We start from the raw sequence: 25,295 nt of genomic DNA on the forward strand, positions 1-25,295 counted from the left end.
GCCCTCCTGCCGTACGACCACCCCAGGCACGCGACCCGCCACCCGGAACCCCGGAACGGAAACACCGAACGCCCATGCCTGTCGCACGGAAGAGAACGGCCTCGTGTTTCACGTGAAACACGAGGCCGCCGTTGAGGGAGAAGCTATTCCTCGGAGAGCTCCACGGAGGAGCCCGGGGCCATTGTCGCGATGATGCGCTCCAGATCGTCGATGGTGGCGAACTCCACCACGATGCGGCCCTTGCGACGACCGAAGTCCACCTTCACCCGGGTCTCGAAGTGATCCGAGAGCCGGTCCGCCAACCGGCGGAGCGAAGGGTCCTCGGCGGGCTTGGCCCGCTGAGCACGGGGAGCGGGGGCGGGAGCCGCCACCGCCTCACCCATGGCGATGATCTCCTCCACCGCGCGGACCGTGAGCAGCTCGGCGACGATCCGGGTGGCGAGGTGCTCCTGTGCGGCCGGGTCTTCCAGGCTCAGCAGGGCCCGGGCGTGACCGGCGCTGATCGTGCCCGCCGCGACCTTTTTCTGGACCGTGGGCGGGAGGTTGAGGAGCCGGAGGGTGTTGGTCACGTGCGGGCGGGACCGGCCGATGCGGGTGGCGAGCTGCTCGTGGGTGGCGCCGAAGTCGTCGAGGAGCTGGCGGTAGGCCGCCGCCTCCTCCAGCGGGTTGAGCTGTTCGCGCTGGAGGTTCTCGATCAGCGCGTCGAGGAGGAGCTTGTCCTCCTTCGTGTCCCGCACGATCGCCGGGATCAGTTTCAGCCCGGCCAGCTTGCAGGCCCGCCAGCGGCGCTCGCCCATGATGAGCTCGTAGCGCCCGTCTCCCGCCGGCCGTACCACCACGGGCTGGAGCAGGCCGACCTCCTTGATGGAGGCGGCGAGTTCCTCCAGGGCGTAACCGTCGAAGATCTCCCGGGGCTGGCGCGGGTTCGGCGCGATGTCCTCGACCGGGATCTCCCGGAAGTGGGCGCCGGCGACCGGCCTGAGGTCCTGCTCCCGGGGAGCGGGCTCGGCGGCCACCATCGTCGCGGTCGACCCGGAGGCCGCGGACTCGGCGGGCGGAGGCGACGGGGGAGCGGTGGGGATCAGCGCTCCCAGTCCCCTGCCCAGTCCTCTCGGCTGCTTACTCACTGCCCCTCCCCAGGCTCAAGGTCTCGCCCTCGGTAGTCTCCACGATCGCACCGCCGGGAGCCTTCCGACCGCTCACACGGCCGCGCCGCGGTAGGCGATCTCACGCGCGGCGTCCATGTACGCCATCGCACCGCTGGAGCCCGGATCATAGGTCATGACCGACTGCCCGTAGCTGGGCGCCTCGGAGACGCGCACGCTCCGAGGGATCAGCGTGCTCAGCACCGTGTCGCCGAAGTGAGACCGTACCTCTTCCGCGACCTGCGAGGCCAGCCGGGTCCGGCCGTCGTACATGGTCAGGAGGATGGTCGACAGGTCCAGCGAGGGGTTCAGATGGGCGCGGACCAGATCCACGTTCCGGAGCAGCTGGCCCAGGCCCTCCAGCGCGTAGTACTCGCACTGGATCGGGATCAGCAGCTCGTTCGCGGCCATCAGGGCGTTGACCGTCAGCAGGCCGAGGGAGGGCGGGCAGTCGATGAAGATGTAATCGAATTCGATGGCGTCGTAGGCGGCCAGCGCGCGCTGCAGCCGCGCCTCCCGGGCCACCATGGAGACCAGCTCGATCTCGGCTCCGGCGAGGTCGATGGTGGCGGGGGCGCAGTAGAGTCCGGGCATCTCCGGGACCTCCTTCACCACGTCGGTGAGCGGCAGGTCCTCCACCAGCACCTTGTACATGTCCGGCACGTCACCGCGGTGCTCGATGGCCAGCGCCGTCGAGGCGTTGCCCTGGGGGTCGAGGTCGACGACCAGGACGCGCTGGCCGTGCATGGACAGCGCCGCCGCGAGGTTCACCGACGTGGTGGTCTTCCCCACACCGCCCTTCTGGTTCGCGACGGTGAAGATCCGGGTCTTGGGCGGCCGGGGCCAGTCGCCGTCCCGGGAGCCCGGGGAGCCTCCGGAAGCGGCGACCGCGGTGTTCTGGGGCGATGTTTCACGTGAAACCACTGAGCTGAGTGCCTCTCGTACCAGCGGCGAGTCGCCGGGGTTAAGGGGGGGTCGGGTGACGGTCGTCCTCTCGACCGGCCGGATCCCGGCCGGGGGGACCGAGGCCGGCCAGCCCAGACCGGAAGGACTGCCGAGCGGAGGGAGGAGGGGGCTCTCCGGCCAGCCGAGGCCACCCGCGGTGCCCGCGGCCGTACGCCCGCGCTCATCCAGCGCGGAGAACCCGGCGCTCGCGCCGGGAGGTGTTCGGCTCACCGGATCTCCTTGACCTCGCACTCGCTTCTCCCGGTCCGTCTACCGGCCCCGCTTCGGACGCGGGGCACGATCCTTTCGGCGAGAGGCCTGCCGGGCCCTCTCGGGAGCCCGGCCGGCGACCACCCGGATGAGAGTTGCGTGCGGCTCGACCTTACCGCGCCCGACGGATACAAGCTCGGCGCTCCGCACCCCGCTGGAGCGCAGTCGCTCCTCGGCCTCCGCCAGCTCCTCCGCCGCCCGCTCCCCCTTCATCGCGAGCAGCTCTCCCCCCTCGCGCAGCAGCGGCAGCGCCCACGTCAGCAGCCGGTCGAGCGGGGCCACCGCCCGCGCGGAGGCCACGTCGAACTCGCGCTTCCCGGCGAACTCCTCGGCCCGGCCGCGCAGCACCTCGACGTTCTCCAGCTTCAGCAGCTCCACGCACTCCGCCAGGAACGCCGTACGGCGCAGCAGCGGCTCCAGGAGCGTCACCGTGATGTCGGGGCGGACGATCGCGAGCACGATGCCCGGCAGGCCGGCGCCCGAGCCGATGTCCACCAGCCGCACGTCGGCGGGGACCGCCTCAGCGACCACCGCGCAGTTGAGGAGGTGGCGGTCCCAGATCCGGGGCACCTCGCGGGGGCCGAGCAGTCCGCGCACCACTCCGGGACCGGCCAGCAGCTCCGCGAACGCCTCCGCTCGGGACCAGGCTGCGCCGGTGAACACCTCGCGCGCGATCTCGGGCGGTTCGGGCAGCTGCTCGCTCACTGGACGATCACTCTTTTCTCGAAGAATCCGGGGCCACCCCGAGGGCGTGAGCCGGTGCCGGTACTCGCTGTGCGAACCAACGTTAGCCGACGGCCGGACAAGCATGCCGGGACCGCGAGGCCGCGCCGGAGGCGCCGGGCGGCGCGACCCCGTACCCACGGTACGGGGCGGCGCGCCGTACCGGTGCCGCCGGGCGGAGGGCACGAAAAAGGCCGCCGTCCTGGGAGCCAGGGCGGCGGCCGGGTGTCACGGCGGCGGTCACCGTGCGGGCGGGACCACCGGTCGTCCTAGGCGGGCAGGACCACCACGAAGCGGCGGGGCTCCTCGCCCTCGGACTCGCTGCGCAGGCCTGCGGCGGCGACGGCGTCGTGCACGATCTTGCGTTCGAAGGGCGTCATCGGCTGGAGGGACCTGGGTTCGCCGGAGCGCTTGACCTCCCCGGCGACCTTGGTGCCGAGCTCACGGAGCTCGGCCCTGCGCCGCTCGCGGTAGCCGCCGATGTCGAGCATCAGGCGGGAGCGCTCGCCCGTCTGCCGGTGGACCGCGAGCCGGGTGAGCTCCTGGAGCGCCTCCAGGACCTCGCCGTGCGGGCCCACCAGGTCGCTGCCCCTGACGTCCACGACGGACACGACGGCGCGGTCGCCCTCGACGTCCATGTCGATGTCACCGTCGATGTCGGCGATGTCGAGCAGACCCTCGAGATAGTCGGCCGCGATCTCCCCCTCCTGCTCCAAGGCTGCGAGATCGGGAGCCGCCTTGGCCGCGGTCTCCTGCTGGCCCTCAGTCACGTCCAGCCACTCCTTCGTGCTGTCGGGATGGGTCGTCGGGAGTCGTCGTGGAGCCTTCCCGGGCGGGGGTCCACACGACGCCCGCTAGGACTTCTTGCTGCCCGTCCTGCCGGTGCGCTTGCTGCGGGGCTGGCGGGTCGGCTGCTGGCGGGTGATCTTCGGTGCCGGCGGCGCGGGCGGCGCCTCGGACTCGGGAGTGCCCTTCTTCAGCTTGCCGAGCATGCCCGGCTTGGGGGCGGGGGTGACCACGTTCCCCTTGGCGTCGATCACCGGCATGGGGTGGCGGCTGTAGTACCAGTGCTGCTGGCCGAGCGTCCACAGGTTGGTGGTGACCCAGTAGAGGATCAGGCCGAGCGGGAAGTTCAGGGAGAAGATGGCGAACAGCGGCGAGATGTACATCAGGATCTTCTGCTGCTGCGCCATGGGGTTGTCCGGCATCTGGGCCATCGAGCGCGTGACGCTCTGCCGGACGGTGAGGAAGGTGGTCAGCGAGCTGATCGCCACGAAGACCGCGAGCACGACCTTGGTGACGACGGGGTCCGCGCCCAGCTTGATGATGTCGCCGGAGCTGGTGAAGAACGTCGCCGGGATCGGGGCGCCGAAGACGTGCGCGGCCCGGGCGCTGTCCATCAGCTCCTGGGTCATGCCGAACTTGGGCACCGGGCTGTTGGCCATCGCCTGCAGCACGGTGAACATCGAGATGAAGATCGGGAACTGCGCCAGGATCGGCAGGCAGCCGCCGAGCGGGTTGGCGCCCGCCCCCTGGTACAGCGCCATGACCTCCTGGTTCATGCGCTGCTTGTCGTTCTTGTAGCGCTTGCGCAGTTCCTGGACCTTCGGCGCCAGCTCCTGCATCTTCTTCGACGAGCGCATCTGCTTGAGGAAGAGCGGGAAGATCAGCAGCCGCATCAGCACGGTGAGCGTGATGATCGTCAGTGCCCAGTTGAGCCCGCTGTCCGGCGGGATGAAGGTGCTGTAGCCCTGGTGAATCCAGGTGACGACTTGGGCGACGGCTGTGTACAGCCAGTTGAGCCAGGACAGCTCCACCGAGCTAGCTCCCTTGCATTTCGTGGGACCGGACCGGGCGTGGGGGCACCGGGTCTAAACCGCCAGGATGGAATGGGTGGCAGCGCCCGATTCTCCGGATCGTCAGCCAGGTGCCGCGCAGCGCGCCGTGGACGGCGATCGCCTCCAGGCCGTAGGCGCTGCACGAAGGGTAGAAGCGGCAGCGGGGACCCAGGAGAGGGCTCACGAAGGCCCGGTAGAACCGGATCGGAGCCATCAGGATCCGGGCGGCCGGGGAGGCCCCGGGTGTCTGCTGCGCCGTCATCGTCATCCGTCCCTGCGAACCCTGGTGGGTTCACGCCGCCTGAGTAAACGATCCAGCGCGACGTCGAGTTCGGCGGCAAGGCGCTCGCTTCGCGCGGACGCGGCCGGTGGATTGGCGCGTACAACCAGCAGGCTACCTCGCGGGAGCCGGTCGAGGCGGTCCCGCATCAGGTGTCTGAGCCTGCGCTTGACCCGGTTGCGGACGACCGCGCCGCCCACGGCGCGGCTCACCACGAACCCCACCAGGGGCGGTTCGTCGGCCTCCGCGCGCATGCCGAAATGCGCGACCAGCGTGGGACGGCCGGCACGGCCGCCCTTCCTGACCGCGGTGGCGAACTCCTCGCCCCGGCGCATGCGGGACCTGGACGGCAACACGGGAGACCTTCTCGACCCTGGGCAGGTACGGCTATCGCCCGCCGACCGCACGGCCGACGGGCGACAGGGCGCTTGCTACCCGGCCCGGCGGATCGGGCGGGGCGGACGGCGCGTCAGGCGGAGAGCTCGGCGCGGCCCTTGCGGCGGCGGGCGGCCAGGATCGCGCGACCGGCGCGGGTGCGCATACGCAGCCGGAAGCCGTGGGTCTTCGCGCGACGGCGGTTGTTCGGCTGGAAAGTACGCTTGCTCACGAGTGGGCTCCAGGCTTGAGGCGCATCCCCAGCACATGGGGATGTTCGACAGTGGCTGGCTTGCCGGATGCGGGGCATGCGAAATAGCCGTCGCGTGGCAAGCCGACCGTCGTACGTTACGGGGTGGACGCGCCCCAGGTCAAACCGGGGACCTCCGCTACCGGGTCATCCACAGTTCCACAGGGAAGTTTTCCCCAGCCGTTTCTCTATCCACAGGATGTGCACGCAGCCTCCCCCACACTGCCACTAGGCTGTGGACAACGTCTTGAACACCCCTGTGGACACAGACTACTGTCGGCCCCTCCGGACCTCCTTCCCGCTGCAGAACGCGGCATGGCTGTATGTACGGAGTTGTGCACGGCTTGTGGATCCGCTGTGGATTCCATGTGGATTTCAAGACGGAACCGCGACGGACCGCACGGACGCCGGCGTGTGGACAACGGGAGATTCCGACGCGCCGGGTGGCCGTCGGTGTGGACAACAGCGGATCACGATGAACGTGCGGGGACCGCGTCGGGAGGAGGGGAGCCGGGCCATGGAGCAGATGGACCTCGGCGCGGTGTGGTCACGGGTGCTCGCGAGCTCCCACCATGAGGACGTCCCGCCCGTGCACCGCGCGCTGCTCGACCAGACCGTGCCCTTCGGGCTCATGAACGACACCGTGGTGCTCGCCGCCCCCACCGACTTCGCCCGGGACGCCCTGGAGAGCAAGCTCCGGCCGCTGATCACCCAGGCGCTCTCCCGGGAGATGGGCCGTCCCATGCGCTTCGCGGTCGTGGTGGACCCCTCCGCCAAGGGCTCCGGCCCGGCGAACGGCCCGTCCACTCCCCGGAGCGAGACTTATCCCCAGGCCCCCGCGACCGGTTATCCCCAGGGCGGCGGCCCGCAGCAGGGTTACGCACAGCCGGTGAACCCCCAGCACGGCGGGGACTCCGCGGTCCAGCACCCCTACCCCGCGCCGGCACCGCCCGCCCCGCCGTCCACCGACTATCCACAGCACCGGCCACAGGGGCAGCCGTTCTCCTACCCCTATCCCCAGGGTGAGGAGGACGGCCGGCCGTACCCCCCGGCGGCGCCCGCCCCCGTCCCCCAGCAGCAGGCGGAGCAGGGGCCCGGTCCCGGGAGCGGCGCCGGGTACGGCGGCTACACCCCGCAGCCCGCCCCGCCCCGCCCCGAGGCGAGCGCCCCCTTCGAGCGTCCGGCACCGAGCCCCGCGCCCGGCGGCCCCGCGCAGAACCGGTGGGACTCCCGGACCGGTCGCACGGCGGGGGAGCCCGCGCGGCTGAACCCGAAGTACACCTTCGAGACCTTCGTCATCGGCTCCAGCAACCGCTTCGCGCACGCCGCGGCGGTCGCGGTGGCCGAGGCGCCGGCCAAGGCGTACAACCCCCTGTTCATCTACGGCGACTCCGGGCTGGGCAAGACCCACCTGCTGCACGCGATCGGCCACTACGCGCAGAGCCTCTACGACGGCGCGCGGGTGAGATACGTCAGCTCCGAGGAGTTCACCAACGACTTCATCAACTCCATCCGCGACCACAAGGCCGACAACTTCCGCGGCCGCTACCGGGCCGTGGACATCCTGCTGGTGGACGACATCCAGTTCCTGGAGGGCAAGGAGCAGACGCAGGAGGAGTTCTTCCACACCTTCAACACCCTGCACAACGCCAACAAGCAGATCGTCATCTCCAGCGACCGGGCGCCCAAGCAGCTGATCACCCTGGAGGACCGGCTCCGCAACCGGTTCGAGTGGGGCCTGATCACCGACGTGCAGCCGCCGGAGCTGGAGACCCGCATCGCGATCCTGCGCAAGAAGGCGATCCAGGAGGGGCTGGCCGCCCCGCCGGAGGTGCTGGAGTACATCGCCAGCCGCATCTCCACCAACATCCGGGAGCTGGAGGGCGCGCTGATCCGGGTGACGGCGTTCGCCAGCCTCAACCGGCAGTCGGTGGACCTGCAGCTGACCGAGGTGGTGCTCAAGGACCTGATCACCGAGGACGCCGACTCGGAGATCACCATCGCGACGATCATGGCCTCGACCGCCACCTACTTCGGGCTGTCGATCGAGGACCTGTGCGGGACGTCGCGCTCGCGGGTGCTGGTGACGGCCCGGCAGATCGCCATGTACCTGTGCCGGGAGCTGACCGACATGTCGCTGCCGAAGATCGGCCAGCAGTTCGGCGGGCGCGACCACACCACGGTCATGCACGCCGACCGGAAGATCCGCTCGCTCATGGCGGAGCGGCGCTCGATCTACAACCAGGTCAACGAGCTGACGACGCGGATCAAGCAGCAGTCGCGCAATGGATGAGCGTTTCCCCCAGGTGATGCACAGCCTGTGGAAAACCTTGTGGATCAGCGCTCCGGCCGGGCGGGACGGGTCCGCGCGAGGTGATCATGCCTGGTGGAGACGATGATGAGCAGTTCTCACCTTCTCCGGGGCATGGGGACAACTCTGGGGAGAACCTGGGGAGAACTTGTTGATAGCCGGTGGACAACCTGTGGACGCCCTGTGTGCAAAGTTTTCCCCAAGGACAAACCGGACTCCTACCCCGTGGAAAACCTGGGGAAACCACGTGGATAACCAGCGTTTACCGGTGGATGAGAGACCCCCGATCTGGGGACGGCCTGTGGGTACAGCGCGGCCGTCCCCAGGCGGCCGGGTTTCCCACAGGCTCAACCCACACCCCCGGTGGACAAAAATCCCGGGGGTGACCTGCGGAAACAGAGGTCTTCCACAGTTTCCACACCCCCTACTGTGATGACCTCTTATATCTCTTACGAAGAAACTCAAGACCCATAGAAGGGGTTCCGGGGGAGCGCACGCGCGCGACAGTGGACACCTGAACCCCACGGCACCGAGCGACAGCGCTCGATACACAGGAGGCGGATCCACGTGATGTTCCGGGTCGACCGAGACGTGCTCGCAGAGGCGGTCGCATGGACGGCACGCAGCCTTCCGGCGCGTCCCTCCGTGCCGGTGCTCGCCGGCATGCGGCTGGAGGTGACCGAGAGCGGCCAGCTGAAGCTCTCCGGTTTCGACTACGAGGTCTCCGCGGAGGTGACGCTCGAACCGCAGACGGGTGAGGCGGGCGTGGTGCTCGTCTCCGGAAAGCTCCTCGCCGAGATCACCCGCGCGCTCCCCGCACAGCCTGTGGATTTCGTGGTGGAGGGGGCCAAGGCCATCGTCACCTGCGGCAGCGCCCGGTTCACACTCCTCACCATGCCTGTGGAGGACTACCCCTCCCTGCCGTCGATGCCCCCGGCCGCCGGGCGGATCGGCAGCGACGTGTTCGCCTCGTCCGTCGCCCAGGTCGCGGTCGCCGCGGGCAAGGACGACACGCTCCCGATGCTGACCGGCGTGCGGATGGAGATCGAGGGCGACACCGTCACCCTCGCCGCCACCGACCGCTACCGCCTCGCGGTGCGCGAGCTGAAGTGGCAGCCGGAGCAGCCCGACTTCTCGGCGATCGCCATGATCCCCGGCAAGACCCTCGCCGACACCGCCAAGGCCCTGGGCTCGACCGGCGCGGAGGTCGAGATCGCGATGAGCTCCGCCGGCGGCACCGGAGAGGGCATGATCGGCTTCTCCAGCGCCGGGCGGCGCACCACCACCCGGCTGCTCGACCCCGAGTTCCCCAAGTACCGCTCGCTGCTGCCGACGGAGTTCTCCGCCCGCGCCGACCTGTCCACGGCCTCGTTCGTCGAGGCGGTCAAGCGCGTGGCCCTGGTCGCCGAGCGCAACACCCCGGTCCGGATGGCCTTCCGGGGCGGTGAGGTCGTCCTGGAGGCGGGCACCGGCGACGAGGCGCAGGCCGTGGAGGTGCTGCCGGTGGACTTCGACGGCGACGACATCAACATCGCCTTCAACCACCAGTTCCTGCTGGAGGGCCTGGGCGCGATCGACTCCGACGTGGCCCGGCTGCAGATGACCACCTCCACCAAGCCCGCCATCCTCACCGGGGGCAAGCCTGTGGACGACGAGACGGCCTCCGCCTACCGTTATCTGATCATGCCGATCCGCCTGTCGAGCTGACGCGGACCGGCCGGGCCGTGCCGCCGGGCGGCACGCGGACGCGGGGGGAAGCGTGGCGGACCGGGACGGGCACGGGGAGCAGGGGGAGCACGGAGGGTCCGGTGCGGCGGGCGGGGCCGGCCCGGTCATGCTCAAGGCGTGCCTCAACGGGAACCGGGCGCCCGCCGAGCACCCCGCGCTCCCCGTCACCCCCGCCCAGCTCGCTCAGGAGGCCCGTGCCGCCCGCGCGGCGGGTGCGTCCGCCGTCCACATGCACCCGCGCGACGAGGCGGGCAGGGAGTCGCTCAGCGCCGCGGACATCGGCGCCGCCGTCCGCGCGGTACGGCGCGCCGCCCCCGGTCTGCCCACAGGGGTGAGCACAGGGCTGTGGATGACCGGCGGGGACGTGGCCGCCCGCCGCGCGGCGGTGCGCGGCTGGGCGGCGCTCCCGCCCGACGAGCTGCCCGATTTCGCCTCGGTCAACCTCTCCGAGCCCGGTTTCACCGATCTGTGCGAAGATCTTCGGCGGCTCGGCGTGGGGGTCGAGGCGGGGGTCTGGTCCGTTGCGGACGCCGAGGCCCTGGCCGCGACCGGCATCGACTGCGTGCGGGTGCTCGTGGAGATCATCGGGGGTGACCCGCACACCGCCGTGCCGCGTGCGCACGCCGTACTCGGGCGCCTCGACGAGCTGGCCGTTCCCGGTCCCAGGCTCCTCCATGGTGAGCACGCCCCGGCGTGGGTACTTGTGGATGAAGCCGGACGACTGGGACTGGCCACGCGTATCGGTCTGGAGGACGTCCTCCACGGTCCCGCGGGTGAACCCGTCCGCGGGAACGCCGACCTGGTACGGCTCGCGCGGGCCCGCCTGGCGGCACGCGGACGATGAAACCCTGAAAAGGGGGCACAGCGGTATGGACGGTCACGGCAAGACTGAAGGGACGGAGGGCGGCACATGCAGATCGGCATGATCGGCCTGGGCAAGATGGGCGGCAACATGGCCGAGCGGCTGCGCCGCGGCGGCCACGAGGTCGTGGGCTACGACCGGGACCCGAAGCTCAGCGACGTCTCGAGCCTGCAGGAGCTGGTGGACCGGTTGCAGGCCCCGCGCGCGGTCTGGGTCATGGTGCCCGCCGGGGCGCCGACCCAGTCGACGATCGACGAGCTGGGCAAGCTCCTGTCGGCCGGGGACATCGTGGTCGACGGCGGGAACTCGCACTACGTGGACGACCAGAAGCACGGCGAGGAGCTCGCGGCCCGCGGGATCGGCTTCGTCGACTGCGGGGTGAGCGGCGGCGTCTGGGGCCTGGAGAACGGCTACGCGCTGATGGTCGGCGGCTCGCAGGACGACGTCCGGCGGCTCATGCCGGTCTTCGAGACCCTCAAGCCCGAAGGCGAGGACGGCTTCGTCCACGCGGGGCGGATCGGCGCCGGCCACTTCGCGAAGATGGTCCACAACGGCATCGAGTACGGCATGATGCAGGCCTTCGCCGAGGGCTGGGAGCTGCTGGAGGCCTCCGACGTCGTGACCGACGTGGCCGGTTCGTTCAAGAGCTGGCGGCAGGGCACGGTCATCCGCTCGTGGCTGCTCGACCTGCTGGTCCGGGCGCTGGACGAGGACGAGCACCTGGCGGGGCTGCGCGGCTACGCCCAGGACTCCGGCGAGGGCCGCTGGACGGTCCAGGCGGCGGTGGAGCACGCGGTCCCGCTGCCCGTCATCACCGCCGCGCTGTACGCCCGGTTCGCCTCCCGCCAGGACGACTCCCCGGCCATGAAGATGGTCGCGGCGCTGCGCAACCAGTTCGGCGGGCACGCCGTGACCGCCAAGGAGGGCCAGGTCGACAAGGGCGCCGACTCCCCCGGTGCCGACGTCGTGCCCCCGGTCGAGGCGCAGGGGTAGCCCCGCGGTCCACAGCCTGTGGACGGGCGCCCGGCTCCCCGCCGCGGCCCCGCCCGCGCGCCCCGCGGCGGGCGCGCCTTCCACGGGTTGTGGATCCCGCCGCCGGGAGGAAGGACCCGCGCCCGCCGTGCGCGCGCCCGTCCACAGGGTGTGCACGGGCGCCCGCCGGACCCCCCGTGCCCCTTCGGTACGGCGGGCGTCTCCAGCAACCGCAGGAACGCGGAGGCACTAACGTAACGGCGTGCACGTAGCCCATCTCTCGCTGACCGACTTCCGGTCCTACGACACCGTGGATCTCGCCCTGGAGCCGGGCACCACGGCCTTCGTGGGGCCGAACGGCCAGGGCAAGACCAACCTCGTCGAGGCCCTGGGCTACGTCGCGACGCAGTCCAGCCACCGGGTCGCCACCGACGGCCCGCTGGTGCGGCACGGGGCGGCGCGGGCCGTCGTGCGCTCGGTGGTCGTGCGCGACGACCGCAGGGCGCTGGTCGAGCTGGAGATCAACCCCGGTCGGTCCAACCGGGCCAGGCTGAACCGCTCCCCCGTCTCCCGGCCGCGCGACGTCATCGGGCTGCTGCGCACGGTGCTGTTCGCCCCGGAGGACCTGGCCCTGGTCAAGGGCGACCCCGCCGAGCGGCGCCGGTTCCTGGACGACCTGCTGGTGGCCAGGGCCCCTCGGTTCGCCGGGGTCCGCGCCGACTACGACCGGGTGCTCAAGCAGCGCGGCGCCCTGCTGCGCACCGCCGCACAGGCCAGGCGGGGCCGCGGCCGGAGCGGGCGGCGGGCCGAGAGCGAGGCCGCGTTCGCGGCGGCCGGCGCCGGTGACGTGCTCAGCACGCTGGAGGTCTGGGACGCCCAGCTGGCCAGGAGCGGCGCCGAGCTGCTCGCCGCCCGGCTGGAGCTGGTCGAGACGCTGCGCCCGCTGGTCGCCGCCTCCTACGCCTCGCTGGCGCCCGGCTCCGCGCCGGCGGGCCTGGCCTACCGCGGCACGGTGTCCACAGCTGTGGACACGCCGGACCGGACGGCGCTGGAGGAGGCGCTCCGCGCCGGGCTGCTGGAGGTCCGGGAGGCGGAGCTGGAGCGCGGGGTGACGCTCGTCGGACCGCACCGCGACGACCTGCTCCTGAGCCTGGGCGAGCTGCCCGCGCGCGGCTACGCCAGCCACGGCGAGTCCTGGTCGTTCGCCCTGGCCCTCCGGCTGGCCGCCTACGACCTGCTCCGGGCGGACGGCGGCGACCCGGTGCTGATCCTCGACGACGTCTTCGCCGAGCTGGACGCGCAGCGCCGCCGCCGCCTGGCCGAGCTCGTCGCCCCGGCCGAGCAGGTGCTGATCACCGCGGCGGTCCCCGACGACGTGCCGGCGGAGCTGGCCGGCGCCCGGTTCGACGTGTCCGAAGGGAGCGTGGTCCGTGTCCGCTGAACAGCTGCCCGCCCAGGGGAACGGCACCGGGGCCGAGAAGGAGGCCGCGGCCAGGGGGGCGGCCCTGGCGAGGGAGAAGCTCGCCCAGGCCAAGGCCGACGCCGCCAAGCGCGGCCAGCTGCCGCGGCGCGAGCCCCGGCGCAAGGCCGCCGGGCCGCGCAGGCAGTCCGGGGATCCCCAGCTGTTCAGCAGCGCCATCGACGAGCTGCTCGCCGCCCGGGGGTGGCAGAAGCCGGTGGCGGTCGGCGGGCTCTTCGGGCGCTGGCCGCAGATCGTCGGCCCGGAGATGGCCGCCCACACCCGGCCGGAGCGCTTCGAGGACGGCGAGCTCCTGGTGGTGGCCGATTCCACCGCCTGGGCCACCCAGGTCCGGCTGCTGGCGGGCACCCTGCTCCGGCGGCTGAACGAGGACCTGGGGGACGGGACCGTACGGCGGGTCAACGTGCAGGGGCCGCAGGGCGGGCCCCGGCGCTCCGGGGGGCTGCGGGTGAAGGGCAGCCGCGGTCCCGGCGACACCTACGGCTGACCGGCGGCGCCCGGCCGCCGGATGTCCCGCGGTGCGGACCGCCGGGCGGCCGGCGCGGCGGCCGGGGCCGCACCGGAGGCGGCCACCGGATGCGGTCCGCCGCGGTGGCCGGGAGGTCGCGCCGCGCCGTCGGGGGATATCCGGTGAAGGCCTGTGGAACCGGCCCTCATCCCCCCTCCGACCACGCCCCGAACGGATCAGCGGCCCTCTGGCGCCCCGACCCCCGCCCCTGTGGGGGGATGCTTGAAATGATGATCGACGCGCCAGAGAGGCTTTCAGGGGCCGTCAATGCCACATGATGTGTGCGGAGCCGCTAGAATGAAACAGGATTCCGGACACGTCCGTTTGCGTGTCACCCCGGCGTCGACAGCCGATTCCCCCGGGTGAGCGCATCGGGGCATTCACGACGGTGACGGGCACGGCGGGGCTGAACTGTGCCCGCCGCGTGTCCTCGGCAGGAGGATTTCACACTTGTCCTACGACGCTAGCTCAATCACCGTGCTCGAGGGGCTTGAAGCGGTCCGCAAACGCCCGGGCATGTACATCGGCTCGACCGGGGAGCGCGGTCTCCACCACCTCGTCTACGAGGTCGTGGACAACTCCGTCGACGAGGCGCTGGCGGGTTACGCCGACCGGATCGAGGTCACGCTCCTGGCCGACAACGGCGTCAGGGTCGTCGACAACGGCCGCGGCATCCCCGTCGGCCTGCACCCCGTCGAGAAGCGTCCCGCGGTCGAGGTCGTCCTGACCGTGCTGCACGCGGGCGGCAAGTTCGACAGCAAGTCCTACGCGGTCTCCGGCGGCCTGCACGGCGTGGGCGTCTCCGTGGTGAACGCCCTGTCCACCCGGCTGGAGGTGGAGATCCGCACGGACGGCCACTACTGGCGGCAGAGCTATGCCGGCTCCCGGCCCGTGGCGCCGCTGGCCAAGGGCGAGCCGACGGACGAGACCGGCACGTCGATCACCTTCTGGGCCGACGCCGAGATCTTCGAGACCACCACGTGGAACTTCGAGACGCTCTCCCGCCGCTTCCAGGAGATGGCCTTCCTGAACAAGGGCCTGACGATCTCCCTGCGCGACGAGCGGCCCGACCACATCGACGGCGAGCCCGTCGAGGTCGTCTACCACTACGAGGGCGGCCTGTCCGACTTCGTCAAGCACCTCAACGCGAAGAAGGAGCCGGCGCACGTCTCGGTGATCGACTTCGAGGAGCACGGCGACGGCATCTCGGTCGAGATCGCCATGCAGTGGAACAACTCCTACAGCGAGTCGGTCTACACCTTCGCCAACACGATCAACACGGCCGAGGGCGGCACCCACGAGGAGGGCTTCCGCGCGGCGCTGACGTCGATCGTCAACCGCTACGCGCGCGAGCAGAAGTTCCTCAAGGAGGGCAAGGACGACAACCTCGCCGGTGAGGACATCCGCGAGGGGCTCACCGCGATCATCTCGGTGAAGCTGGCCGACCCGCAGTTCGAGGGCCAGACCAAGACCAAGCTGGGCAACACCGAGGCCAAGTCGTTCGTCCAGAAGGCCTGCAACGACCACCTGCGCGACTGGTTCGAGCGCAACCCCGGCGAGGCCAAGGACATCATCACCAAGTCCCTGCAGGCGGCGCGGGCCCGCATCGCGGCCCGCCAGGCCCGCGAGCTCACCCGGCGCAAGTCGCTGCTGGAGTCCGGCTCCGGCCTGCCCGGCAAGCTGGCCGACTGCCAGTGGAGCGACCCGGAGAAGTGCGAGCTGTTCATCGTCGAGGGCGACTCGGCGGGCGGCTCGGCCAAGGGCGGGCGCGACTCCCGGTTCCAGGCCATCCTGCCCATCCGCGGCAAGATCCTGAACGTCGAGAAGGCCCGCATCGACAAGGTGCTGAAGAACACCGAGGTCCAGGCGCTGATCACCGCGATGGGCACCGGCGTCCACGACGACTTCGACATCGCCAAGCTCCGCTACCACAAGCTGATCCTGATGGCCGACGCCGACGTCGACGGCCAGCACATCAACACCCTGCTCCTGACGCTGCTCTTCCGCTTCATGCGCCCGCTGATCGAGGCCGGGCACGTCTACCTCTCCCAGCCGCCGCTCTACAAGATCAAGTGGGACCGCCGGGGCGAGGACGCCTCCTACGCCTACTCCGACGGCGAGCGCGACGCGATCATCGAGGTGGGGATCGCGGCGGGCAAGCGCGACCCGCGCCTGCACGACGGCATCCAGCGGTTCAAGGGCCTGGGCGAGATGAACGCCTCCCAGCTCTGGGAGACCACCATGAACCCCGACACCCGGGTGCTGCGCCAGGTGACGCTGGACGACGCCGCCCAGGCCGACGAGCTGTTCACCATTCTCATGGGAGAGGACGTGGAGGCCCGCCGCTCCTTCATCATCAGGAACGCGCGCGACGTGCGCTTCCTCGATGTGTAGCGGCAGCCCCACCGACCCTCTCCGACCCAGCAGAAGGATCCTTCACCCGTGACGGATGTGAACACCACGCCGCCGGCCGAACGCATCGAGCCGGTCGATCTCCAGTCGGAGATGCAGCGCAGCTACATGGACTACGCGATGTCCGTCATCGTGTCCCGCGCGCTGCCCGACGTCCGCGACGGCCTCAAGCCGGTGCACCGCCGCGTGCTGTACGCCATGTACGACGGCGGCTACCGGCCCGACCGCGGCTACTTCAAGTGCTCCCGCGTCGTCGGCGACGTCATGGGCTCCTACCACCCGCACGGCGACTCCTCGATCTACGGGACCGTCGTACGGCTGGCCCAGCCCTGGGCGCTGCGCTACACCCTGATCGACGGCCAGGGCAACTTCGGGTCGCCGGGCAACGACATGCCCGCGGCGATGCGGTACACCGAGTGCAAGCTCGCGCCCATCGCCATGGAGATGGTCCGCGACATCGACAAGGACACCGTCGACTTCCAGCCCAACTACGACGGGCGCTCCCAGGAGCCGCTGGTCCTCCCGTCGCGCTTCCCCAACCTCCTGGTCAACGGCTCGGCCGGCATCGCCGTCGGCATGGCCACCAACATCCCGCCGCACAACCTGCGCGAGGTGGCCGAGGGCGTCAAGTGGGCGCTGCAGCACCCCGAGGCGGGCGACGACGAGCTCCTCGAGGCGCTGATCGAGCGGATCAAGGGGCCGGACTTCCCCACCGGCGCGCTCATCGTCGGCCGGCGCGGCATCGACGACGCCTACCGGACCGGCCGCGGCTCGATCACCATGCGGGCGATCGTCGAGGTCGAGGAGGACGCCAAGGGCCGCCAGTGCCTGGTCGTCACCGAGCTGCCCTACATGGTCAACCCGGACAACCTGGCCCTGTCGATCGCCGAGTCGGTCAAGGACGGCCGGATCACCGGCATCGCCGACGTCCGGGACGAGAGCTCCTCCCGGGTCGGCCAGCGGCTGGTGATCGTGCTCAAGCGCGACGCGGTCGCCAAGGTCGTGCTGAACAACCTCTACAAGCACACCCAGCTGCAGACCACCTTCGGCGCCAACATGCTGGCCCTGGTGGACGGCGTGCCGCGCACGCTCCGCCTCGACCAGTTCGTCCGCCACTACATCGACCACCAGATCGAGGTCGTGGTCCGCCGGACCCGCTACCTGCTGCGCAAGGCCGAGGAGCGGGCCCACATCCTGCGCGCGCTGCTCAAGGCGCTGGAGCGGATGGACGAGGTCATCGCCCTGATCCGGCGCTCGCCGTCGGCGGCCGAGGCGCAGGGCGGCCTGATGGCGCTGCTGGAGATCGACCAGATCCAGGCGCAGGCCATCCTCGACATGCAGCTGCGCAAGCTGGCCGCTCTGGAGCGGCAGCAGATCATCGACGAGTACGACTCGCTGATGGCCCAGATCAGCGAGTACCAGGCCATCCTGGACTCGCCCGAGCGGCAGCGTTCGATCGTCTCCGAGGAGCTCTCGGAGATCGCGGGCAAGTACGGCGACGACCGCAAGACGGAGATCATCGCCTACGAGGCCGACATGTCCATCGAGGACCTCCTCGCCGAGGAGGACATGGTGGTCACGATCACGCGCGGCGGCTACGCCAAGCGGACCAACACCGACCTCTACCGGGCGCAGAAGCGCGGCGGCAAGGGCGTGCGCGGCGCGCAGCTGCGCCAGGACGACATCGTCGACCACTTCTTCGTGACGACGACGCACCACTGGCTGCTGTTCTTCACCAACAAGGGCCGGGTCTACCGGGTCAAGGCCTACGAGCTGCCCGACGCCGCCCGCGACGCGCGCGGCCAGCACCTGGCGAACCTGCTGGCCATGCAGCCGGACGAGGTCGTCATGGAGGTCCTGGCGCTGCGCGACTACGACGCCGCGCCGTACCTCGTGCTGGCGACCCGGAGCGGTCTGGTGAAGAAGACACGCCTGGCGGAATACGACTCGCCGCGCACCGGTGGCCTCATCGCCATCAATCTGCGCGAAGATGACGAGGTGATCGCAGCACGCCTGGTGTCAGAGGAGGACGACCTCCTTCTGGTGTCCCGCAACGCCCAGGCCATCCGCTTCACGGCCTCCGACGAGGCGCTGAGGCCGATGGGCCGGGCGACCAGCGGCGTGATCGGCATGCGGTTCACCGACGGCGACGAACTCCTCGCGATGACCCGGATCGCCGACGGCGACGACGTGCTGGTCGCGACCGAGGGAGGCTACGCGAAGCGCACTCCGGCTGATCAGTACCCTGTGCAGGGACGAGGCGGCAAGGGTGTGCTGACCGCGAAGATCGTCACTGCTCGGGGCCGGCTGGTCGGCGCCATCATGGTGAGGGCGGAGGACGAGATCTTCGCCATCACGTCGGCCGGAGGGGTTATCCGTACCCGTGCTGGGGAGATCAAGCAGTCGGGGCGCCAGACCATGGGAGTCCGGCTGATGAACCTCAGCGAGGGGGACAGCGTCGTGGCTCTCGCCCGCAACGCCGAGGCGTTGGAGACCGAGGACAACGGGGAAGGGGAGTAGCCGGTGAGCGCTCAGGCCAGTTCGGGTCCGCGTCCACCCTCTCCATCGAAACGCGAGCAGGTGACGGAGAAGATGGACAAGGCCACTGAAGCGGACGTCGTCGAGGTGGTCGATTCACCGGCCGACGGTGGTGCCCCGGCGCCGAAGACCGGCGGCCCGGCGACCGACACGACCAAGGAACGGCCGTCCGGTCCGGCGGCCAAGGACGACAAGCCGAGCGAGTCCACGATGCGGATCCGCCCGGCGTCCGCGGAGGCCAACCCGTCCTGGTCGCCGGGGACCGCGCCGTCCCCGTCCATGGTCGCCTCGCCGGCGCCGTCCGCGGCCGACGGGAAGGCCCGCGACGGGTCCTCGCCGCTGCGGATGGACAGCGGCCGCAAGACGCCGGAACCGGCGGGCGCCGCCCGGACCCCGCGCAAGGCCCATCTGGTCCTGCGCCGGATCGAGCCCTGGTCGGCCATGAAGTTCAGCTTCGTGGTGGCGCTGGTCTGCTTCGTGGTGCTGTTCGTCGCGGTCGCGGTGCTGTACATGGTGCTGGACGCGGTGGGGGTCTTCGACTCGGTCATCCAGATCGTGAACCAGTTCACCGTGCCCGACGGCAAGGCGTCCGAGACCAGCTTCGACATCGCCCCCTGGTTCGAGCCGGTCCGGATCCTCGGCTACACCGCGCTGATCGGCGCGGTGAACGTGGTGCTCATCACCGCGCTGTCCACCCTCGGCGCCGTGATCTACAACATCGCCTCCGACCTGGTGGGCGGCGTCGAGGTCACCTTCAGCGAGGCCGAGTAGCCCGCCGCGCGCCATGTCCCCGGAGAGCGCTCCGGGGACATGGCGCGAGCAGGTCCCGGAACACGGTAAGCTTTTCCCTGTCCGAGCGGCCGGATTCGCCTTCTCCCCGGGGATGCGATACGGTTCTCCGCGACGAGGGGCTATAGCTCAGTCGGTTAGAGCGCTTCCCTGATAAGGAAGAGGTCTCAGGTTCAAGTCCTGATAGCCCCACCCGGTTCACAGGCCATTTCCCGCAGCGGGAAGTGGCCTTTTCCGATTTCCCGACCGGCCCCGCTTCCCCCGCCTGCCGCGGCCGACTCCGCGTCCGCTCTCCCCGGCGGTGGCGCGGTCACGGGCCGATGGCCGTCCCCGCCCTGCGGCGACGGCGCGTCCGCTCCCGCCCGCCGCATGGACGGCGCCCATGGAAATCCGCGGAAGTCCGTGGGAACGGCCTCCGAATTGACGAGATTTGTCCGGCCAGTTGAAGGAGTCATATTCTGTGGCGTCATGTCAGTCGCCCGCCACGCCCTCCAGCGACCCCGGGCCGCGAGGGCTGAGCGCAGACTGGAGATCGACGGGCTACGCGCGGTAGCCGTACTCCTCGTGGTGGTCTACCACATCTGGCCGCGCCGGGTCTCGGGCGGAGTCGACGTCTTCCTGATGCTCACCGGCTTCCTGATCACCGGCTCGCTCCTGCGCGACGAGCACGTCAGGCTCTGGGCCTTCGCCAGGCGCCTGGCGCGCAGGCTCCTGCCGGCCGCCGGGCTGACGCTGCTCGGCGTGCTGGTCGGCACGGTGCTGATCCTGCCGAAGACGCGCTGGGACGCCACGGTCGCCGAGGTCGTCGCCTCCGCGCTGTACTACGAGAACTGGCAGCTGGCCTTCTCCGCGGTGGACTATTTGTCCTCCGGCGGCGCGGTGAGCCCGGTGCAGCACTTCTGGTCGCTGGCGATCCAGGGCCAGTTCTACGTGATCTGGCCGGTGCTCCTGCTGCTGGCCCGGCGGAGGCTGCCGGTCTTCGTGGGGCTGATGGCCGCGGTCTTCGTGCTCTCCCTGGCGTACTCGGTCTTCCGGACGGCCACCGATCAGGCCTGGGCCTACTTCGACACCGGCGCGCGGTTGTGGGAGCTGGCGCTGGGCGGGCTGCTCGCCGTCGCCCTGCCGTTCTTGAAGGTGCCGAAGCCCGTGCGGGTGGTGCTCGGCTGGCTCGGGCTGGCGGCGCTGGTCGCGTGTGGGCTGGTGCTGCAGGTCTCCACGAGCTTCCCGGGATACGTCGCGCTGTGGCCGACGCTGGCCGCCGCGGCGGTCATCGTGGCGGGCAGGGCCGGCGGCGCGGACCGGCTGCTGACGCTCCGCCCGGTGCTGTACGTCGGCCGCATCTCCTACGCGCTCTACCTGTGGCACTGGCCGGTCTTCGTCTTCTACCTCGTGGCCACGGACCGGACCGCGGCGAGCTGGAAGGGCATCCTGCTGATCCTGGCCGCCAGTCTTGCGCTGGCCGCGGTGACGACCGAACTGGCGGACCGGACGGGCCAGTGGGGGCCGCTGCTGCTGGCGCCCGCGCTCGCCGGGGCCGTGGTGGTGAGCTTCCTGCCCCGGCCGGGCGACGGGATCACGCCCGCCCCGGCGCTGGCGGCCGAGGACCGGCCCAGGTCGTACGAGGACGGGTGCGCGCAGCACCCCCGGGACGCGGAAGTCCTCGTCTGCCGCTACGGAGCGCAGAACCCGGACAAGACCATCGCCCTGGTCGGCAACTCCCACGCCGCCCACTGGCTGCCCGCCCTCGAACTGCTCGGCGAGGAGAACGGCTGGCAGATCGTCAACATCACCAAGGGCGCCTGCGCCCTGTCCACGACCGTGCAGCTCTACAAGGGCAAGCCCCAGCCCACGTGCGACCAGTGGCAGGAGGGCGTGCTCGCCGAGCTGCGCGAGATCGCCCCGGACCTGCTGATCACCACCGCCACCGAGTCCAGCGAATGGGAGCGCGGCGAGAACATGCCCGCCGGCTATCCGGAGCGGTGGCGGCAGCTCGGCGCCATGGGCATCGACGTCCTGGCCATCCGCGACACGCCGCGGATGGGCTTCGACCCGCCCGAGTGCGTGGAGACCAAGGGCCCCGCCGCCTGCGTCGCGCCTCGCAGCCTCAGCCTGGCCGAGCGCATGCCGACAGCCGGGCGGATCCCCGCCAACGTGACGATCGCCGACTTCAACGCCACCTTCTGCCCGGGCGACCGCTGCCCGTCGGTGATCGGCAACACGATGGTCTACTCCGACAACGGCCACATCACGGCGACGTTCATGCGCTCGCTCGCCCCAGCGCTGGAGAAAGAGGTGCTCCGGGCGCTCGCCGGCGGGCAGGCGAACCCCAAGAGGTAGACCAGGCTCAGGCGAGCCGCCAGGCGAGGAGCCCGTCAGGCGCGTCGGCCCGGACGAAGCCCGCCCCGGTCAGCTCCCCCTCGATCGTCTCCCGGACGGGGCGGTAGGCGTGTCCGACGATCTCCTCCTCGTCGACGACCCGGTCGCCGTCGGTGATCCGGTAGAGGTAGCGGGCCCTGCACGCCTCTCCCTCGGATTCGAGGATCTCCGACAGGACCGTGTAGGTGTGCCGGCCCACCTGGCGGGACTCCAGCTCCTCGAGAGGCCGCGGCGCCGGAGGGCCGCCGTCGCGCCAGGTGAAGACCAGCAGGCCGCCGGGCTCCAGGTGGGCCGCCAGCACCGGCCAGAGCCGCCTGCGGTAGTCCGGCTCCAGGGCGTACATCACGTTGATCATGACCATGGCCTCGATCGGTTCGGCCAGGTCCACGCTCAACGCGTCGCAGGGGAGCACGGTCACCCGCTTGAGCAGTTCCGGGCGTGCGGTCAGCCGGGACAGCAGCACCCCGCGCATGCCGGCCGAGGGCTCCAGCGCGAAGATCTCCGCCGGCGTCCAGTCGGCCAGCGACGTGGTGATCAGGCCGGTGCCCGCACCGATCTCCAGGATGCTCCGCCGTACGCCGGTGAGGAGCGGAGGCAGTTTCTCGCGGATGCCGGGCACGTGCCCGTTCTCGTGGAGCAGGTCGTAGAAGGGGAGGGAGACGAAGTCGGTCATAGCGGATCACGCTATCCGGGACCGGGCCCCGGCGCGGCGGTTCCGCAGACCGCCGCAGACCGCCGCCCCGCCCGGGGCGGGCGCGGACGGGTCGCTGAGATGAGGGAGCGCATCGGCAGACAGCCGCCCCGCCCCGCCCGGGGCGGGAGCGGACCGTGTGGCGGAGGCCGGATTCGAACCGGCGACCTTCGGATTATGAGACCGACGGGCACTCCTGGCTGCCCCACTCCGCCGCGGCCGCCGCGCGCACGACGGCCGGCCGTGCCCCGTACCGGATTCGAACCGGTGGTCTCCGGAGTGAAAGTCCGGCGTCCTCACCACTGGACCAACGGGGCGGAGAACCGCTTCTCCACCTGCGTGCCGCCCCCGGGATTCGAACCCGGAACCTCCGCGCTCTGAACGCGGCGCCTCTGCCGGTTGGGCCAGGGCGGCGAGTGGGTGACGGGACTCGAACCCGTCCTTCGGCCGTGGCATGGCCGTGTGCTTCCGCTGACACTTCACCCACGAGGGCGTGGCTGCCGGAGAAGGACTCGGACCTCCATCACCCGATCCAGAGTCGGGTGTCCTGCCGATCGGACGATCCGGCATCACGCCTGCCCGCGTGATCGGCGCGGGCCGCACGTCCGGTCCGGCCGGCGTGAGCCGTACGGACGTGCACGGGCCGGACCGGGCGGGGGTCGCCACTCCCGTCGCCGAGTCCTGACCCGGTGCCCTCTTCTTTCAGGGCGGAGCCGCAGCGGGGACTCGAACCCCGTCCTGCCGGGTGGAAGCCGGCCGCCTCACCGGTTCGGCCTCTGCGGCGTGGACGGACAGGGAATCGAACCCTGGACTCCTGCGTGCAAGGCAGGCGTGATCCCGTTTCACCATCCGCCCGGGAAACGCCCGTCCAGGCCCGCCCCGGATCGGTGCGGCCCACGGGCCCTGCCGTACTCCGTCGCCGGTGCGACGGGTGCCCACCGCGGGTGCGGCGGGCTGGGCAGCGTTCGAAGAAAACCGTGTTCTCCACTGTGGAATTGTCGAGGAATCGCGCCGCGGCATTCGTCTGCGATTCTCCGGAGAGTCCGCGCGGATTCGCCTCGGAACGGAGAAGCCGCCCGTCGGGTGGCTTCTCCCGGGGCGGCTTCCGTGCGCGGAGTGGTCACACGGTCGCCTCGGGAGGCGCGAGACCGCCGTCGCCGAGAACACGGCGCATGAGCGGTTCGCGCCGCTGCGGCAGGGCGGCTCCGTACGCGTTCATTTCCTGTCCTCTGGTCGATCGGTCGGTTTCCGTGTTTTTGAGATTAGGGCGCCCCGTGCGGAATGCCAAACCATTTTCCATGGGGGAAATCCGTCCGCCCCGCGGCCGTGGCGGAGCGGATTCCGATGCGAGGGGTGAGGGGTGCCGGTCCGCCCGTTCGAGGCGTCAGGGCGCCACGGGCCGGGATGCGGTCACGGGACCGGGGAGGCGTCCCCGTCCAGCAGCGGGGCGAGCGCTCCGCGCAGGTCGGCGACCGTGCGGTAGAGCACGCCGGCCATGCCGGCCGCGCGGGCGGCCTCGACGTTCTCCGCGCGGTCGTCCACGAACAGGCACCGCGCGGCGCTCGCCCCCGCGCGCTCGGCCGCGATCTCGTAGATCCGCCGTTCCGGTTTGACCGCCCCGACCCGGGCGCTGTTCACGACCTCGTCGAAGGCGTGCTCCAGGCCGAGGTCCCGCAGGTCCTCCTCCAGTTGGAGCGTCGCGTTGGTCACCAGCACGACGGGCACCCGGGCCTGAGCCAGGCGCAGCAGGCCGAGGACCTCCTCGTCCAGTGAGACGCGGGCCTCGGCGAACGCCCGCCCCAGCGCCGCGGCCCGCTCGGCGGAGCCGAGCCGCCGCTCCAGCTCGGCGACGATGGAGGCCGCCCACTGCCCGGTCGTTATCTCACCGCGGGTCACGGGGCCCAGCAGCTCCGGAGCCATGGCGATCGCCATCGTGCCGCCCTCCGCCAGGCCGCAGGAGCGTTCGAGATCGGTCAGCCCGCCGGGGTCGTAATGCCGGATCACCCCGTCGAAGTCGCACAGCACCGCGTCGTAGGGCAGCTCCACCGATCCTCCTGTCCGCCGGTCCGTCCGCGCGACCGCCCGCACCGGTACGGCCCGCACCGGGACGGCCGTCCCGGACGGAGGCGTGGGTGCCCCGCCGCGCCCCGCCATCATCCCCGATCACCACCGGGGCGGTGAAGAGCCGCGGCCCGGGGGCCGCCGCGGGCTCCGGCACGGCGGAGGTACGGTGATCCGGCCTCGGCCCGGCCTCGGCCCGGCCTCGGCCCGGCTTCGGCCCGGCCGCGCGGCCGGATCAAGCGGTTCGGTTGAGGCGGTTCCGCGCCAGGCGATTCGGTGCGGGGCGGTTCCGTGCCAGGCGATTCGGTGCGGGGCGGTTCCAGGTCAGACGGTTCCGCTCGGGCGCTGCCGGGGCTGCTCACGCACCTCGTGGCTCTCCCACTCGCCGGGCAGCCCCTCGCTGTCCTCCGGCACGTCCTTCCGGCCGCCGTAGGGGTGCCCGATCGGGCCCTTCCCCGGCCGGCCGCCCTGCGGCACGTCCTGTTCCTCGCCCTGCTCCGGCGGGCGGGTGGAGATCGGCTCCTCGCCCTGTCGGCGGCCTTCGCCTCCGGAGCCCCCGGAGGTCGGGTAGTGCGGTCCTGCGGTCATGGTCTCCTCCTCCGGTGCCGCCCGACGCGTTCCGGAGGCCGCGGCGGAGGCCGCGGCCGGGCGGGCGGCGGCGCCGTTCCCCTGGTGGAGGGTGGTTCTCGTACCCTCCTCTGCTGCCCCGCAGGTCCGCGCCGTAACCGGCCGGGACCGGAC

21 protein-coding genes and 8 tRNA genes are annotated in these 25,295 nt (G+C 71.2%); 11 read left to right on the forward strand and 18 right to left on the reverse strand.

Going from position 1 to position 25,295, the window contains the following annotated elements; translation table 11 throughout:
• Positions 1-143 precede the first annotated feature (143 nt).
• The 8 genes from ABD823_RS29035 to rpmH form a co-directional block, all read right to left on the reverse strand.
• The gene (locus ABD823_RS29035) at positions 144-1,127 is read right to left on the reverse strand and encodes a ParB/RepB/Spo0J family partition protein (RefSeq protein WP_344865153.1); all 984 of its coding nucleotides are present in this window, start codon (positions 1,125-1,127) and stop codon (positions 144-146) included.
• Between the two features lie 72 nt (positions 1,128-1,199).
• Complete coding sequence (locus ABD823_RS29040) at positions 1,200-2,069, reverse strand: ParA family protein (protein WP_425566678.1); 870 nt, start codon at positions 2,067-2,069, stop codon at positions 1,200-1,202.
• Positions 2,070-2,360: 291 nt separating this feature from the next.
• Positions 2,361-3,065 carry a 16S rRNA (guanine(527)-N(7))-methyltransferase RsmG gene (gene rsmG / locus ABD823_RS29045; RefSeq protein ID WP_344865155.1) on the reverse strand — a complete coding sequence of 235 codons (705 nt, stop codon included), beginning with the start codon at positions 3,063-3,065 and terminating at the stop codon, positions 2,361-2,363.
• A gap of 287 nt (positions 3,066-3,352) precedes the next feature.
• Positions 3,353-3,853, reverse strand: a complete 501-nt coding sequence (locus ABD823_RS29050; protein ID WP_344865157.1) for a Jag family protein — start codon at positions 3,851-3,853, stop codon at positions 3,353-3,355.
• Between the two features lie 84 nt (positions 3,854-3,937).
• Complete coding sequence (yidC, locus tag ABD823_RS29055) at positions 3,938-4,900, reverse strand: membrane protein insertase YidC (RefSeq protein ID WP_344865159.1); 963 nt, start codon at positions 4,898-4,900, stop codon at positions 3,938-3,940.
• Positions 4,901-4,904: 4 nt separating this feature from the next.
• Complete coding sequence (gene yidD, locus ABD823_RS29060) at positions 4,905-5,189, reverse strand: membrane protein insertion efficiency factor YidD (protein ID WP_425566679.1); 285 nt, start codon at positions 5,187-5,189, stop codon at positions 4,905-4,907.
• Complete coding sequence (gene rnpA, locus ABD823_RS29065) at positions 5,186-5,608, reverse strand: ribonuclease P protein component (RefSeq protein WP_344865163.1); 423 nt, start codon at positions 5,606-5,608, stop codon at positions 5,186-5,188. The genes yidD and rnpA overlap by 4 nt, the downstream gene beginning before the upstream one ends.
• A gap of 62 nt (positions 5,609-5,670) precedes the next feature.
• Positions 5,671-5,808, reverse strand: coding sequence for a 50S ribosomal protein L34 (gene rpmH, locus ABD823_RS29070; RefSeq protein WP_010849920.1), 138 nt, complete (start codon positions 5,806-5,808; stop codon positions 5,671-5,673).
• A 535-nt stretch (positions 5,809-6,343) separates the two neighbouring features.
• Here rpmH and dnaA point away from each other — a divergent pair.
• The 11 genes from dnaA (at position 6,344) to ABD823_RS29125 (ending at position 21,763) form a co-directional block, all read left to right on the forward strand.
• The gene (gene dnaA, locus ABD823_RS29075) at positions 6,344-8,119 is read left to right on the forward strand and encodes a chromosomal replication initiator protein DnaA (RefSeq protein WP_344865165.1); all 1,776 of its coding nucleotides are present in this window, start codon (positions 6,344-6,346) and stop codon (positions 8,117-8,119) included.
• Between the two features lie 585 nt (positions 8,120-8,704).
• The gene (gene dnaN / locus ABD823_RS29080) at positions 8,705-9,844 is read left to right on the forward strand and encodes a DNA polymerase III subunit beta (RefSeq protein WP_344865167.1); all 1,140 of its coding nucleotides are present in this window, start codon (positions 8,705-8,707) and stop codon (positions 9,842-9,844) included.
• Positions 9,845-9,896: 52 nt separating this feature from the next.
• Positions 9,897-10,709 (forward strand): 3-keto-5-aminohexanoate cleavage protein, encoded by an 813-nt coding sequence (locus tag ABD823_RS29085; RefSeq protein ID WP_344865169.1) that lies wholly within the window; start codon positions 9,897-9,899, stop codon positions 10,707-10,709.
• A gap of 66 nt (positions 10,710-10,775) precedes the next feature.
• Positions 10,776-11,720 carry a phosphogluconate dehydrogenase (NAD(+)-dependent, decarboxylating) gene (gnd, locus tag ABD823_RS29090; RefSeq protein WP_344865171.1) on the forward strand — a complete coding sequence of 315 codons (945 nt, stop codon included), beginning with the start codon at positions 10,776-10,778 and terminating at the stop codon, positions 11,718-11,720.
• A 241-nt stretch (positions 11,721-11,961) separates the two neighbouring features.
• Positions 11,962-13,140, forward strand: coding sequence for a DNA replication/repair protein RecF (gene recF, locus ABD823_RS29095; protein WP_344865173.1), 1,179 nt, complete (start codon positions 11,962-11,964; stop codon positions 13,138-13,140).
• A complete protein-coding gene (locus ABD823_RS29100) occupies positions 13,130-13,666 on the forward strand; it encodes a DciA family protein (RefSeq protein WP_344865175.1) in 537 nt (178 codons plus the stop codon). Before recF ends, ABD823_RS29100 begins: the two co-directional genes overlap by 11 nt.
• A 471-nt stretch (positions 13,667-14,137) precedes the next feature.
• Positions 14,138-16,081 carry a DNA topoisomerase (ATP-hydrolyzing) subunit B gene (gyrB, locus tag ABD823_RS29105; RefSeq protein WP_344865177.1) on the forward strand — a complete coding sequence of 648 codons (1,944 nt, stop codon included), beginning with the start codon at positions 14,138-14,140 and terminating at the stop codon, positions 16,079-16,081.
• 48 nt (positions 16,082-16,129) lie between these two features.
• Positions 16,130-18,619: a DNA gyrase subunit A gene (gene gyrA, locus ABD823_RS29110; RefSeq protein WP_344865179.1), complete on the forward strand. Its 2,490-nt coding sequence runs from the start codon at positions 16,130-16,132 to the stop codon at positions 18,617-18,619.
• A gap of 72 nt (positions 18,620-18,691) precedes the next feature.
• Positions 18,692-19,408 (forward strand): DUF3566 domain-containing protein, encoded by a 717-nt coding sequence (locus ABD823_RS29115; RefSeq protein WP_344865181.1) that lies wholly within the window; start codon positions 18,692-18,694, stop codon positions 19,406-19,408.
• 136 nt (positions 19,409-19,544) lie between these two features.
• Positions 19,545-19,618, forward strand: a tRNA-Ile gene (locus tag ABD823_RS29120).
• A 276-nt stretch (positions 19,619-19,894) separates the two neighbouring features.
• Positions 19,895-21,763 carry an acyltransferase family protein gene (locus ABD823_RS29125; RefSeq protein WP_344865183.1) on the forward strand — a complete coding sequence of 623 codons (1,869 nt, stop codon included), beginning with the start codon at positions 19,895-19,897 and terminating at the stop codon, positions 21,761-21,763.
• A gap of 7 nt (positions 21,764-21,770) precedes the next feature.
• Here ABD823_RS29125 and ABD823_RS29130 read toward each other — a convergent pair whose 3' ends face one another.
• The 10 genes from ABD823_RS29130 to ABD823_RS29175 all read right to left on the reverse strand — a co-directional run bounded on the left by ABD823_RS29130 (position 21,771) and on the right by ABD823_RS29175 (position 25,142).
• Positions 21,771-22,475, reverse strand: a complete 705-nt coding sequence (locus ABD823_RS29130; protein WP_344865185.1) for a class I SAM-dependent methyltransferase — start codon at positions 22,473-22,475, stop codon at positions 21,771-21,773.
• Between the two features lie 158 nt (positions 22,476-22,633).
• Positions 22,634-22,708: transfer RNA gene (locus tag ABD823_RS29135), tRNA-Met, on the reverse strand.
• A gap of 29 nt (positions 22,709-22,737) precedes the next feature.
• Positions 22,738-22,810 (reverse strand) — tRNA-Glu (locus ABD823_RS29140).
• A 23-nt stretch (positions 22,811-22,833) separates the two neighbouring features.
• Positions 22,834-22,907: transfer RNA gene (locus tag ABD823_RS29145), tRNA-Leu, on the reverse strand.
• A gap of 1 nt (position 22,908) precedes the next feature.
• A tRNA-Gly gene (locus ABD823_RS29150) sits at positions 22,909-22,980 on the reverse strand.
• A gap of 7 nt (positions 22,981-22,987) precedes the next feature.
• Positions 22,988-23,062: transfer RNA gene (locus ABD823_RS29155), tRNA-Gln, on the reverse strand.
• Between the two features lie 142 nt (positions 23,063-23,204).
• Positions 23,205-23,276, reverse strand: a tRNA-Gly gene (locus ABD823_RS29160).
• 1 nt (position 23,277) lies between these two features.
• Positions 23,278-23,348: transfer RNA gene (locus ABD823_RS29165), tRNA-Ala, on the reverse strand.
• A gap of 555 nt (positions 23,349-23,903) precedes the next feature.
• Complete coding sequence (locus ABD823_RS29170) at positions 23,904-24,539, reverse strand: HAD-IA family hydrolase (RefSeq protein ID WP_344865187.1); 636 nt, start codon at positions 24,537-24,539, stop codon at positions 23,904-23,906.
• A 339-nt stretch (positions 24,540-24,878) separates the two neighbouring features.
• Positions 24,879-25,142, reverse strand: coding sequence for a hypothetical protein (locus ABD823_RS29175; protein ID WP_344865189.1), 264 nt, complete (start codon positions 25,140-25,142; stop codon positions 24,879-24,881).
• Positions 25,143-25,295 lie beyond the last annotated feature (153 nt).

Source organism: Planomonospora alba (assembly GCF_039534085.1).
GTDB classification, from domain to species: domain Bacteria; phylum Actinomycetota; class Actinomycetes; order Streptosporangiales; family Streptosporangiaceae; genus Planomonospora_B; species Planomonospora_B alba.

What these genes read in the sequence shown, in the direction of transcription:
- yidD (WP_425566679.1), bottom strand. Translation starts at nt 5,189, where the DNA reads ATGACGATGACGGCGCAGCAGACACCCGGGGCCTCCCCGGCCGCCCGG.
- dnaA (WP_344865165.1), top strand. Translation starts at nt 6,344, where the DNA reads ATGGAGCAGATGGACCTCGGCGCGGTGTGGTCACGGGTGCTCGCGAGC.
- gnd (WP_344865171.1), top strand. Translation starts at nt 10,776, where the DNA reads ATGCAGATCGGCATGATCGGCCTGGGCAAGATGGGCGGCAACATGGCC.
- ABD823_RS29115 (WP_344865181.1), top strand. Translation starts at nt 18,692, where the DNA reads ATGGACAAGGCCACTGAAGCGGACGTCGTCGAGGTGGTCGATTCACCG.
- ABD823_RS29125 (WP_344865183.1), top strand. Translation starts at nt 19,895, where the DNA reads ATGTCAGTCGCCCGCCACGCCCTCCAGCGACCCCGGGCCGCGAGGGCT.
- ABD823_RS29130 (WP_344865185.1), bottom strand. Translation starts at nt 22,475, where the DNA reads ATGACCGACTTCGTCTCCCTCCCCTTCTACGACCTGCTCCACGAGAAC.
- ABD823_RS29175 (WP_344865189.1), bottom strand. Translation starts at nt 25,142, where the DNA reads ATGACCGCAGGACCGCACTACCCGACCTCCGGGGGCTCCGGAGGCGAA.